A 13,524-nucleotide genomic window follows, 5' to 3' on the forward strand; every position below is an offset into this window, starting at 1 on the left:
TGTTGTAAAAAGTTTCGCAAAATCAATTTACAACTTTGAGGGGAAACCGAAAGGAAGTACCCTCTTTTATTTTTTTACTCGGTCACTAGTGATTTTTAATATAATTTTGAGCCAATTCGTAGAAACTATCTTTTACAAAATCACCATTAAAAAGAGAAGTAAATTCTATAATGGTTGGAATTTTATTAAATCGAACAAAATTATCAAGTATAGCTGTTGCTTTAGTTTCCTTATCACTTAAGGTTAAATTGTCCACTCCAGATTTTTCTACGCTACCTTTTATTCTCTGTTTAGAATCTATCCAATCATCTTTCTTGCATGAAACTTTTGTTGGGTAATACTTTGATTCTCGATTAATGGTAACTCTCAAATTTATAGGGTAAGTTCCATCTTTTTTCTGGTAAGAGTTCCTCAATACTAATTTTGAAGTTGCATTCATATTTACAGATTTTTTGATTGTAAAACATTTGTAAAACAAATCTGTAAATATTCTTAAATTCAGACTATCTTTTTTTTAAAAAAAATAAGCCTAAATAACTGATAATGAAAATAATTGAAAAAATACATTTCAATTATTTTCACTTCTTAGTGGAGCTGGAGGGTTTCGAACCCTCGTCCAGTCAAGGAAGCCATACGCTTTCTACATGCTTAGCTCTGACTTGGTTTTCGTGCAAAAGCTGGATCAAAGCCACCGACTTTTGCCTTATCTTCTAAAATTTAAACCTTAACACGAAAAAAGTTAAAGTCGATTCCCGATTTACTTGCACCTCACTATCAGACCGCTTCAGGACGTTAGCATCTGGGAGATGTCTTGTTCTAGTATCTAATACCAGAATAAAGCCTATCTACTATACTTCGATTAAGCTGCAAGAGCGTAGTTATTTTCGCCAATTAAAAAAGTTGAAACCCGAGATTAAAGAGCCGGAATTCCTGAGCTCTGCATGCTTACATACCACTTTCACCTGCTGTCAAATCCAAGTCAGCCCCGAAATGATATTGTGAGTTTGCAAAAGTAAAAAAAAATGTATTAAATCCTAGTTCTGCAATAAAAATAGAAAATTAAAATATTTTATAAATTAATAACCATTCCGGTTTTTACCTGTTCGATTTTAAATACATCGTAAAAAGCAGCTAATGCAGGCAATGCTGTACAATGCGAAGGATATAAATATTGAATACTCTGTTTCTTTAAATACTCAATTGTATTTTGTGTTTGTAAGTTATTATACTTAAGATGAAAACCACCTATTACACCCAAGACTTTAGAAATCCCTATAACTTTTTTTGCATATTCTATAATATTACAAATACCGGAATGAGAACATCCTGTTATAATAATTAATTGATTATCCTGAATAACAACAATTGCGGAATCATCAGGCACAAAATCAGGCTTTCTGTATTCATCTTCAAAAGGGGTTGTTTTTGCCTCAAAATCATTTAATCTGGGAATACCTCCTAAGAAAACAACGTGATCAGTAATGTAATAAGGTTCTTCTGAAATAAGCAAATCATATCTGGACTGAATTTCCTCTTTGTTTAAAGTCAATCCTATATTCTGATCGCCTCCTGCTCTATATCGCTTAATAAATGACTTTGGATGCGTAATTAGTTTTTTATCCTTTAAAAATGCTAAACCCCCTCCATGATCCCAATGTCCATGACTCAATACTACGAGATCTATATCATCATCAATATTAATTCCCAGTTTTTGAGCATTTAATTTAAAAACATCACTATGGCCTGTATCCAATAAAATTTTTGTTTCATTTACTTCAATATAATATGATAAGCCATGCTCTGCCAACAATGAACCTCCAGCAGTATTTTCAGATAGAACTGTTAATTTCATTTATTTCAATTATTATTTTGCTATATGCATTTACCCAAATTATGACTACGCCTTATGTAAAAAGAATATTCATTGTTCATTATAATTATTGATAACACTTAATATTCAATCCCTTTCCTTGCCTCAACTCCTCTTGTATAGTAATGTTTTATTTCAACCATTCCAGTTACTAAATCTGCCATTTCTATCAATTCAATTGGAGCCTTTCTTCCAGTAAGTATAAGTTCTACACTTTCTGGTTTATGTTTAATAATGTTCATTACATCTTTTATATCAAACAAATTATAATATAGTGCTATAAATACTTCATCCATTACAACAACATCATACAAACCTTCCTTCAAAATTAATACTACATCCATCAATCCTTTTTGTGCAGCCTGTTGATCTTCCTGAGTTGGATCTTTTTTAATAAAACATCTTAATCCATATTGCTTAATCGTGATATTTGGTATTTTATCTAATACACTTATTTCTGAATAGTATTTCCCTTTCACAAATTGTGCAAAATACACTCGCTTTCCAGCACCAATAGCTCTTACTGACAATCCTATGGCTGCAGTTGTTTTGCCTTTGCCGTCACCTGTATAGACATGAACATAACCTTTTGTCATATTTTAATAACTAGATGTGGTTTCAAAAAATAATCGTCAACGCAACTAATTAAATACTTTAAAATTATCTTTCTTATGAATAATCAATCCATACTATTAATTACCAATACATAAGAAAACCTTAACATTATTCTATCGAATATAAATAGGTATTTAATGAGATTATTCTCGTTACAAATATAAAGACTTTACACTTAATGCAAAAAAATTACCATTACAATTAACATATTGTAGAAGTAAATAGGAAGATAAATTACCAAAATTTATACATTTGCATACACAACATTTAAATATGGATTCGTTTACATTAAAGTTATTAATTCCTTTTGCAGGAATTTTCTCATTTTTTCTGGTTTTTTTATCAATACCTACAATTCTAAGAGTTGCTGAATCTAAGAACTTGTACGATGAACCAAACAAAAGAACAGTTCACAAAACGCGTATCCCCACATTAGGAGGATTAGCTATTTTCTTAAGCTTTCTGTTCACCTATTCCATTTTTGCAGAATGGTATAGCTTTACACATATTCCGTTTTTAATACCGGCATTATTAATCATTTTTTCTATAGGTATTAAAGATGATATTATGGTAACAGCTCCAATGGTTAAACTCTTTGGTCAAATATTAGCCGCTTTTGTAATCATAGGATGGGGTAATTTGCAGATAACTTCGTTACACGGATTTTTTGGACTACCTGTTAGTCCTCTCGTGGGCTTTGCGATAACTCTGGTAATATTCGTATATATTATAAACGGATTTAATCTTATTGATGGTATTGATGGACTTGCAGCCATCTCTGGAATTATTTCAATTCTTGCCTTCTCTATATGGTTTTTTATTAATGGAAGTTATCATATACCCGTATTTTCAGCAGCTTTAATTGGTGCCTTATTGGGATTCTTTTACTTTAATGTATTTTCTAAGAATCAAAAGATATTTATGGGTGACACTGGTTCTTTATTGTTAGGTTTTTTGTTGGCGGTTGTGGCAGTTAAATTTTGCGAGTTTAACAAACCTGGCAACGCAGAACATCTGAAGTACTCGATGAACTCCGCACCTGCTGTAGCTATTGGTATTTTAATTGTTCCGATAATTGATACATTAAGAATTTTCGTTTACAGAATATCTAAAGGAAAATCGCCTTTTGCTGCAGACAAAAATCATATACACCATAGGATGTTAACCCTTGGTTTTACACATTTACAGATCTCTTTAATAATTGGTTTGGTAAACATCTTTTTTGTTGTGTTTTCATATTCACTTAAAAATTTGGGTGTGGTTAAACTTACTTTTATCAACCTGGCGTTAGGTTTGGCATTTTCATATATTCCTGCGTTTTTCATATACAGAAAGAAGAAAAAAATGATTAAAAACAAGTCTCAGCGATAATTACAATGTTTGCAGAATCATTAATTGGCGAGAGTGCTGCTTTAGCTACAGCAATATGTTGGACCATTACAGCCCTTGCGTTTGAATCTGCTGGTAAAAAAGTTGGGTCTCTTCCGGTTAACGTAATCAGATTATTTTTTGCATTCTTTATTTTAGGAATATTTTCATATTTCAACAAAGGTCTTTTTTATGCTTCCGATGCCAGTCTAGATGCATGGATATGGTTATCCATAAGTGGTATTATAGGCTTCGTTATAGGTGATTTATTATTATTTCAGGCATTCGTTATTATAGGAGCAAGAGTTTCTATGCTAATAATGGCCCTTACTCCTCCTATTGCAGCATTTTTTGGATGGTTGATTCTTAATGAACAAATGACTGCCATAAACTTTATTGGTATGGCGATTACTATAATTGGCATTGCAATAGTTATTTTAGCCAAAGGTTCTGATAATGGAAAAATCAAAATGAAATATCCAATTAATGGCGTTTTATTAGCTTTTGGAGGAGCTGTTGGACAAGGATTAGGTTTAGTATTTTCGAAACTTGGAATGAAAGATTATGATCCATTCCTATCCACTCAAATAAGGATATTAGCAGGTATTATTGGTTTTTCTATACTATTTTTCATTTTAGGTAAGTGGGGTAATCTATTTGCTGCTTTTAGAAATAAAAAGGCTATGACAGGCATAACAATAGGTTCATTTTTTGGACCTTTCTTAGGCGTTTCCCTATCACTATTGGCCATTCAGCACACCACCACAGGAATAGCTTCTACAATAATGGCTATTGTTCCTGTTTTAATCATTATTCCTTCCGTATTTATTTTCAAAGAAAGAATCTCGTTTAAAGAAATTAGTGGTGCTATTATAGCCTTTTCTGGCGTAGTCCTCTTTTTTGTTTTCTAGTGATATCTTATATTATTTAAAGGTGTATTTAATATTTAATCCTGAAACTTCACCAACATATGGATTGAATGCAATACCTGAGTCCTTTCGTTTCATTTTATGCAATTCCGGTACTAAAATTCCGGCCAGAGCACCCATTCCAAAACCTGTAATAATATCCGTAGGAAAATGTTTCATTGCTTTAAAACGATAATACCCAACTAATGCCGGAGGTATACATGCTGCTCCATAAAGCAGGTATTTTTTATTTCCTATCTCAGGATGTAAATCACTATATACCTTAGCTGCAAAAAAGCATCCACTGGCAGCAGTAGAAACATGACCGCTAAAAAAAGAATTTCTTGTTCCTTTTTCAGTTCTGGCTTCCATTGGAGCATCTGTATTATATGCTATGGGTCTGGTTCTATTGATTGACATTGCTGTTCCAATGTAGAATGTGCTATTATAGGCATGCAATTGCAAATACATGAGTATTATATCCATCCACTCCTCTCTCACTTTCTTATCTAATCCAATAATTCCGGGAAGAAAAATGGATGCATTTAAAAATAAATCAGATAATTCCTGAGCCCGATCTTTATATGAAACACTTTGTTTGGTTGCAGCTCTGTCAAAAAACCATAAATCATTCCGATCCAGTTTTAATACGCTTTCTTCTGATAAACCTTTTTGATCACTTAAGTATCCAAATCCATAACCTACATTAAACCCATATGAAGCTACAGTTAACGGTATTTCAAGTGCTTTATTTACATGATACATTCTTGTATCCTCAGGCTTACGCTTCTGTGCTTTTAATCCACAGATATATAATCCTAATACTAATAGTATTAAAATTTGTTTGTTCATATAGCTATTCAATATTCTAAATTTTAAACACAAAAGTAATTGATAAAAATAAAAAAAGTCGATTTCAGTATACTTAGAAATCGACTTTTTAATTTTTTGATCTTTACAAGAATAATATTTTATTTTTTCTTTTTACCAAAACCCTTTAAAAATTCATTTACAGACTTTTGTACATTCTCATCTTTTAAAACTTCTTTAATTACCTTTTCAGCTTCCTTACCGACCTCTTTTTGAGCCTGTTTGGTAGCTTCTGATAAATCCAGAGACATTTTAGGATCCTTGGCTGTTCCTTTAATAATAACATCAACCATATAATCAGATCCGGAATCTGCAAAGCCATCACTCAAAAAGCCCAAAGCGCCTGCAACATCTTTTCTGGAAACTGGCGCTTTTACCACATAATTCAATGATTGATCAAACCCTTGTTCGCCGGAAATGGTTAACTTTTTATCAAATACAGTAGGACTAAACGGTTTAACGATAATCTTACCATCTTGCAAAATAAAGTTAACATCAATGTTTTCAGCCTTTAGTTTTTTGTACTTATCATTTTTTAAAAGTTGAGCCATCCCATTCAGAACTTTGGAATTTGAAACTTCAATAAAAGGGGATTTTAGATTACCTCCACCTGTAATTGAGGAAATAACAGGAGACATTTCCTTATCCAAAAGACTATTATAATGAAGTGTGGCAGATATTTTTCCTTTAGAACTTTTAGCAATTGGCATTAAAGAATCGATGACAGAGAAAGAATTGGCTGTTTTTGTCAGATCAATGTTACTTGCATTAAAAGTAAAATCAGCAAATGGTTTATCGATATTTTGAGTGTTGTATGCACCTCCCATTATAATTTTACCATCCAGTAAATTCATATCCATTCCATCCAGACTTACAATACCGTTTCGCACAGTTATTTTTCCCTTGGCATCATTAATAACCAACTTATCGTACAGAATCTTATCTATTGACGAAGTAAACACAAAATCAATATTCTTTGGAACTTCAATTGTTTCAAGTGCTGTCGTATCCTCTACTTCGGTTGCTTCTTCTTCTGATTCTTCCATTAAAAACTCATTAACATCAATCATTTTCGACTGATGAATCAAAGATCCTTTTATGGTTTCATCCTTAAAAATGTATGGAAGATAATTTTCAATCTTTCCTTTTAAACTAAAATCAGATTTTCCAATATTACATGCAAATTCATCTAAAGTAATTTCTTTAGGTGAAAACTTTAATTGCGCCGATGGGATATCAACTGCCTGAGGTAGATCATTACTTGCATAATAAAAGTGATTTAATCCAACATTACCATTTGCTTTTATAGCTTCATAATCCTCAGCTTCAATAGTCTTTAAATCACCATCAACGGTAATATTTGCATCAATGATACCTTTAATATCAAAACTATCTAAAGGAATAGCATCTTTTAAAGATCCAAGATCTATAGTTCCTAAAATGCCTCCTTTAAATTGCGCATTACTAACCGGATTTTTTACTATCATTGAAGCATCAAAAGGATTATCACCTAACTTAAAATGAAATTTCTTTATTTCGCTAATTGTATTATCTGCAGAACCTCCACTATTATCAACTGTAAAATTTACATTAATATCCTCAATTGATTTTGGAAGATCCGGGTATTGTACAAAACCATCTTCAACAATAAGTTTTACATTAAAAGCGGGCAAATGATCAGCATCTACATAAACGCCTTTTAAAGTGGACTGTAACGTTAGATTACCTTTGGTATTTACACCTTCAACATAACTCATAAAAGCTTCAGGAATTAAACCAAAAATTGCATCAAAATCTGTTCTTTTAGTTTTCAAATTTAAATCCAGATCGTAGCCTTCATCTAGCAAGGCAATTGTTCCATCAAATCCAAGATTTAAGCGATTAAGCATTAAATCATTTTCTTTAAATGTAAATAGCATTTGATCCATATCTGCTAACATATTTGCAGACAGTGATACTGATAAATTATTAAGATAACGAACTTCTTCCATAGTTAGATTTATACTTTCAATAGAAGAATTAACTTTTAAATCAGTTGATGACGCACTAAGATCTCCTGATAAATTCAAATTAAAGTGATTCACGCTTGTTGTTAATGCCATCGTAGCATCGTCATATTTTAATGTGGCATCTTTTATTTCAAATTCCTCTAGTGTAATACCAAAAGAGCTGGATGATTCTTCTGAATCCTCTTCTTCTACCTCAGTTGTTGAAGACTTCATTATATCCCAATTCGCTGTAGAATCAGCTAAAACTTTAGCATATATAAATGGCTGATCTAATAAGATTGTTTCTACATCAAGCCGATTGCCACTTAGTGCACTTAACAGATCCACTGATACATAAAAATCTTTTAGCGACAACAAGGTATCACCCTCAAATTGTTGTGATCCAATTACACTTAAACCAGACATATTAACTGACAAACTCGGAAATTTACGAATTAATGATAATGAAAAATCATCCCAGTTAACTGTAGCATTGATTTGCTTATTGATTTCCTCTTTCGCAAGAGTTTCAATTTTACCTTTTAATAAGATTGGGGTTATAAAAAGTAACAATACAAATACCCCAATTATTATGGCAAAAACTTTAATAAACTTTTTCATGTGTCTAAAATTTGTTTTCTTTTACCACATGGAACTCGCCTAAATAGTCATTCTCGTGTGTGAGAAGTTTTTATCATGGCTCGTTTCATGTGTTTGAATTTATTTTCATTTGTCTCTTGAAACTCGCTCGTAAAAAATTCATCCTCTTGTTTGAGAATTATTTCTCATGGTTCGTTTCAGATGATACTATTATCTAATTTGTTACTATTTAATAATTAAACCTAAAATAAAAACCACTCTCATAATCCGGAGCACTAACTTTGTTACTACTTCTTAAACGATTTCTTTGAGAATAAATCCATGGTTCGTTGTGAAGTTTAAATACCGAACCTCCATAAATACCTACTGAATAAAATCTTGCAAATCCAAACGAAGGAATTTTGAAATTATAAGACAAATCAATTCCGGCATAAGCTGTCATCTGATTTATTCTGATGTCCAAATCTCTCTTATCCATATAATCTTCCAACTCAATTTGTCTGCTATGATCAAAATTCAACAACCTGTATCTGTTCAATTTCATGGCTATATTAGGCGTACAAGTAAATCTCTTTGAATCGATGAGATCATATCCAAAATTCAACCCCCACCTTGTTTTATTAAGTTCCAGATCCAAACCATTAACATCTTCACGTGTATCCTGATTAGAACCAAACTCTATACCTGAATACATTCTCTTATATACAAATCCCATTTCTATAACACTTATGGTGTTATTATCGTTCATTATATCTACATTATCAAAACCTAAATCGGTAGTGTAATCATCAAATTCAAAAGGAATATAACCTACTTCTAATGAAAAAAATATCTTTAATTTATGTTTAGTTGGTAAAGGTTGTTTATCTGATGATATCGCTTTATTATTGATTGTATTATCAATAGATTCCTCCATGGTTATTATTAGCGGCTGAACAATGGTATCTGTTTTATTTATTACTACCGTTTTATATCCCTTGGCTGATATTTCAATAGCCTGACTATCAAAATTTTCATTAATTAATATATGAAAGAGCCCCATATAATCAGAAAAATAGCAATTATCTGAATTTTTCTGGCAAACTGATGCTCCATTTATGACAATTCCATTTTTATCAAATATCCTGCCGCTAATGATTACATCCTGAGCATTACAATTGAATATTATTACAAATAAGAAAAGCGTTAGTAATATTTTCATTTTTCAAGTATTAATCATTTAGATTTAAGCTTATTTTAAACTGCCAATTTGTAAACTCAAACTGCTCAAAACCAGCAAACACACCAATATTCATCATTAAAAATATCTGACTTATACCATACCCTACTTCATTGTAATTTTTTAAGTTTGGCTGGGTTAAATGATGTAAGTATATATTTTCATTCCAAAGTTTTTCCTGTAAAAAGGGAATATTTTTTACAATTAAATAAGGAGTAGAATAACACAAATGCCCTTCAATATACCATTTATTTGTACTGTATTTATAATCATGAAGTAAGTTAAAATTCCGTTTCCAATCTTTAAACGAAACAGGAATTTCACTGGTATTGAAATGTGTAAAGTTCGAAAAATGCATTGAAGAGTTATTATAAAAATAACCGGCTTTGATATCATAATTAAAAGCATACATAAAACTCCACTCTAATTCCTGATCAATGCTCAATTCAATCAAATCATAATCTGATTGTGAGTTTAATATATTTTTCACTCCCTTTTCATAGGCTAAAGTAAAAGTAGGATAATCCGATTCAATCATTCGTTTTCTTCCTCCATCAATTCTATAAAAATACTTAGGTGTATATTTCAGACTGGTTCTGAGCTGTAGTCCATCTCTGCTTTCAAAAACGGAGTTATTAAAATTAGAATTGATATTATTATTAGCTGTATAATTCTGTGATGGCAGATATAATGAATAATTGGTAGAGTTCTCAAGTCGGTGAATTTGCTGATATTTAATCTCTCCAGTTAATACAAGAGCATTAGCCACATCTGTTTTAGCACCTATTTTAATATAATCATCCTGATATAGCCTCTTGTAATTCTCTTTAAAAATTAAGGATGCCACAGCATTAGTAAAATTAGCTATTCCTGATTCTTCATTAAAATCTTTACTCCACATACCCGCATCTAATGAAAAAACAGTATGTTTTATATTATCATAATCAATACGAGCATGTAAATCCCAATTAAAAGCACTCCTGTTAATGGCATATTTAATATCAGGACGTAGGTATAACATACTGCCTTTTTCATTTTGAAAGTAATATCTAAAATTAAACCGTTGTTGAATACTCCATCCATCAACTGCATTAAACGAAAAAGATTCCTTATCTAAAATACCATAATGTCGTAATGTTATCCTTGGTTCCTGATCCTTTATCACATACTTTTTCCCTCCTATTATATTTCCTACAACACTAATTGATTTGGTATCCTTGGGTTCCGTAACAACACTATCCTGCTTTATTCCAGACATTGCCAAACTCAATGAATCACTAACACCCAGACTTATAATTTCTTTTTTACTTAAGGGTATAGGTCGTATTTTATTCCAGTCCACACTATCTGCCGGAATCGTATCTCTGATAATTTTATAGGTACTATCAAGTGATTCTAATTGCAAGCCTTTCCCCATCTGCTCAATGTTTTCATTTTCCTTTTCCATTAAGCGGGAAAGCCTTAGCATTTCTCTGTTGTTTAAATCCTCTTTCGCTAAAAGATCCTTAATTTTTTGCTGATTTTTATTTAGTGGGATACTATCTACCTCCTCTTCAATAATTTCGTTTTCTTCTTTTGCTGCATAAGCTTCTTTCAACGAACTTGGAACTGGTAAATCATCATCCAAATCCACTTCTTCATATTTTACTGATCCCCCGTAATTAGCTGTGGCATTAAAACCAAAGGTCTGTACATCAACATCAAACTGATGACTAACAGGAAGCCATGCTTTACCTTTTACCTCAGATTGAACTTGTCTAATTCTTATCTTACCAAAAAATTGTTCATTTACCAGATCAACAGAATGTAAATTCCAAAGCTGATCAACTATATAGATATAGCCTTCGAACAATTTTTGATTTTTGCGTTTGGGAGTAACTTTAATTTTATTGATATAGTAATCGCCTTCTTCAAAGAATCCTTCGTACCTATATGTATAAAAAGACAGGGCTCTTCGCGATAATGGTGAAATAGCTAAATCGCTCTCTGAATCATAAAAGGAGTAATTTAAATAGCCCAATACTTCCTCTTCACTATCATTAGGAATCGTTGATCGTTTTGATATCACATGATGTATGTATTTATCAGGTGCATTAAAAACTATTTCATTAATAGACTCTGCAACATATGTTTTCCCCTGTTCTACTCCTTCTTCTTTGAGTTGTTTTCTGAATAAGCGTGGTACTTTATTCATATCAAAGCCTCCCTTTAAATAAACATTAGCTTTATAATGCTTTACCTGTCGTAAAAAATAGGGCGCTAAACTGATTGATTTCCGAATAATACCATATGCAGGATCTTCGTTACCGGAATAAATACGTACTTCTTTTATTTTATAATCATGTTGTCGTAATACAATATCTTTAACAATATCTTTATTTGAAATGGTTATGCTTTCGATAACTTTAGAAAACCCAAGCGCCTGAAAGGATATTTGATAAGTACCAGGTTCCAGGTTAATACTGTACTCTCCTTCAAGATTTGTTGTAGTACCAGAAGTTATCTCCTTAATATATATGGAAGCAAATGGGATACTTTCTCCATCGTTAGACTTTACAACTCCACTTAACACCTGCGAAAAGACTGTATTTCCAGTCATCAATAATATAAAAAATACAATTAGTTTAATGGAATTTATGTGCTTACTCATATATATCAATCTCGTTCAGTTCTATATTATCATTCAAAACTATAAAATATAAAACAACTAAACATATAATTTCAAGCAATTAAAACTAATATCGATTAAACTTTTAAAATAATTAAACACCCTCAGAGGTGACAATTATCAGGTTTTTGTTATTTTTGCATCCAATTTAAAAATTTAGTTATGCCATCTATATCAAAAAGAGGCGTTGATATGCCTCCCTCACCAATTAGAAAGCTTGTTCCGATTGCTGATGAAGCAAAAGCAAGAGGAGTTAAGGTTTACCATTTAAATATCGGTCAACCAGATATTCATACACCAGAGGTAGCCATAGATGCAGTAAAAAATATTGATCGTAATATTCTTGAATATAGTCACTCTGCTGGTTTACTGGAGTACCGTAAAAAACTAACTCAATACTACAAAAAATTTGGTATTGATATTAACACGGATGATATCATGGTAACAACAGGTGGTTCAGAAGCATTTATGTTTGCTTTTTTCTGTTGTTTTAACCCTGGAGATGAGATTATTATTCCGGAACCTTTTTATGCAAACTACAGTGGTTTTGCTACTGCTACAGGAATAAACATTAAACCGATTACTTCTAAGTTTGAAGATGGTTTTTCTCTTCCTCCAATTGAGGAGTTTGAAAAATTAATCACCTCAAAAACTAAGGGTATATTTATTTGTAATCCGAATAACCCTACTGGTTATCTATATTCTCAGGAGGAATTAAATCAGCTCAGAGAAATTGTTTTAAAAAATGATTTATACCTACTGTCTGACGAGGTTTATCGTGAGTTTTGTTATGATGATTATGATCATATCTCAGCTTTAAATCTTGAGGGCCTAGAAGATAATGTTGTATTAATCGACTCTGTTAGTAAGAGATATAGTGAATGCGGGATAAGAATTGGCGCATTAGTGAGCAGAAACAAGCAAGTTATAGCATCAGCTATGAAATTTGCACAGGCTCGTCTTAGTCCGCCATTACTTGGACAAATAGCTGCTTGTGCTTCCCTGGAAGCTGCTGATGATTATTCAGAAATGGTATACAATGAATACCTGGGCCGAAGAAATGTTTTAGTTGAAGGATTAAACAAAATCCCAGGCGTTCGTTCTTTAGTACCTAAAGGTGCATTTTATACAATGACGAAACTTCCTGTAGAAGACTCTGATCATTTTTGTCAGTGGATTTTAGGAGAATTCCAATACGAAAACCAAACTGTAATGATGGCTCCCGGATCAGGTTTTTACAGTAGTCGCTACCTTGGTAAAGACGAAGTACGTATTGCGTATGTTCTGAATGAAGACGACCTAAAAAAAGCACTTATTGTAATTGAAAAAGCACTTGAGGCCTATCCAGGCAAAAAGACTTTATAAAACACACACAAAAAGAGATATGAACTAAAGAACGCATATCTCTTTTTTTTATG

10 protein-coding genes and 1 other RNA gene are annotated in these 13,524 nt (G+C 31.9%); 3 read left to right on the forward strand and 8 right to left on the reverse strand.

The window, feature by feature from the left end; genetic code table 11:
- Positions 1 to 85 precede the first annotated feature (85 nt).
- The 4 genes from OM075_RS20385 to OM075_RS20400 form a co-directional block, all read right to left on the reverse strand.
- Positions 86 to 439, reverse strand: a complete 354-nt coding sequence (locus OM075_RS20385) for an Arm DNA-binding domain-containing protein (RefSeq protein WP_301192401.1) — start codon at positions 437 to 439, stop codon at positions 86 to 88.
- 147 nt (positions 440 to 586) lie between these two features.
- Positions 587 to 987: a transfer-messenger RNA gene (ssrA, locus tag OM075_RS20390) on the reverse strand.
- An 82-nt stretch (positions 988 to 1,069) separates the two neighbouring features.
- Entirely contained in the window at positions 1,070 to 1,852 is a 783-nt protein-coding gene (locus OM075_RS20395; protein ID WP_301192402.1) for an MBL fold metallo-hydrolase, read from the reverse strand.
- Positions 1,853 to 1,950: 98 nt separating this feature from the next.
- On the reverse strand, positions 1,951 to 2,466 hold the full coding sequence (locus tag OM075_RS20400; protein WP_301192403.1) for a cob(I)yrinic acid a,c-diamide adenosyltransferase: 516 nt from the start codon (positions 2,464 to 2,466) through the stop codon (positions 1,951 to 1,953).
- A 292-nt stretch (positions 2,467 to 2,758) separates the two neighbouring features.
- Between OM075_RS20400 and OM075_RS20405 the strand changes: the two genes are divergently transcribed.
- The gene (locus OM075_RS20405) at positions 2,759 to 3,856 is read left to right on the forward strand and encodes a glycosyltransferase family 4 protein (protein ID WP_301192404.1); all 1,098 of its coding nucleotides are present in this window, start codon (positions 2,759 to 2,761) and stop codon (positions 3,854 to 3,856) included.
- A 5-nt stretch (positions 3,857 to 3,861) separates the two neighbouring features.
- Positions 3,862 to 4,764, forward strand: coding sequence for a DMT family transporter (locus OM075_RS20410; RefSeq protein ID WP_301192405.1), 903 nt, complete (start codon positions 3,862 to 3,864; stop codon positions 4,762 to 4,764).
- Between the two features lie 12 nt (positions 4,765 to 4,776).
- On the opposite strand, the gene OM075_RS20415 is transcribed toward OM075_RS20410, so the two are convergent.
- The 4 genes from OM075_RS20415 to OM075_RS20430 form a co-directional block, all read right to left on the reverse strand.
- On the reverse strand, positions 4,777 to 5,613 hold the full coding sequence (locus OM075_RS20415; RefSeq protein WP_301192406.1) for a phosphatase PAP2 family protein: 837 nt from the start codon (positions 5,611 to 5,613) through the stop codon (positions 4,777 to 4,779).
- A 119-nt stretch (positions 5,614 to 5,732) separates the two neighbouring features.
- Complete coding sequence (locus OM075_RS20420; RefSeq protein ID WP_301192407.1) at positions 5,733 to 8,240, reverse strand: AsmA family protein; 2,508 nt, start codon at positions 8,238 to 8,240, stop codon at positions 5,733 to 5,735.
- 208 nt (positions 8,241 to 8,448) lie between these two features.
- Complete coding sequence (locus OM075_RS20425) at positions 8,449 to 9,420, reverse strand: hypothetical protein (RefSeq protein WP_301192408.1); 972 nt, start codon at positions 9,418 to 9,420, stop codon at positions 8,449 to 8,451.
- A 10-nt stretch (positions 9,421 to 9,430) separates the two neighbouring features.
- The gene (locus OM075_RS20430) at positions 9,431 to 12,088 is read right to left on the reverse strand and encodes a DUF5686 and carboxypeptidase regulatory-like domain-containing protein (RefSeq protein WP_301192409.1); all 2,658 of its coding nucleotides are present in this window, start codon (positions 12,086 to 12,088) and stop codon (positions 9,431 to 9,433) included.
- Between the two features lie 180 nt (positions 12,089 to 12,268).
- On the opposite strand from OM075_RS20430, the gene OM075_RS20435 reads away from it, so the two are divergent.
- Positions 12,269 to 13,471, forward strand: coding sequence for a pyridoxal phosphate-dependent aminotransferase (locus tag OM075_RS20435; protein ID WP_301192410.1), 1,203 nt, complete (start codon positions 12,269 to 12,271; stop codon positions 13,469 to 13,471).
- Positions 13,472 to 13,524 lie beyond the last annotated feature (53 nt).

The sequence above is a fragment of the Plebeiibacterium sediminum genome (assembly GCF_026013605.1).
Classification (GTDB): Bacteria; Bacteroidota; Bacteroidia; order Bacteroidales; family Marinilabiliaceae; genus Saccharicrinis; species Saccharicrinis sediminus.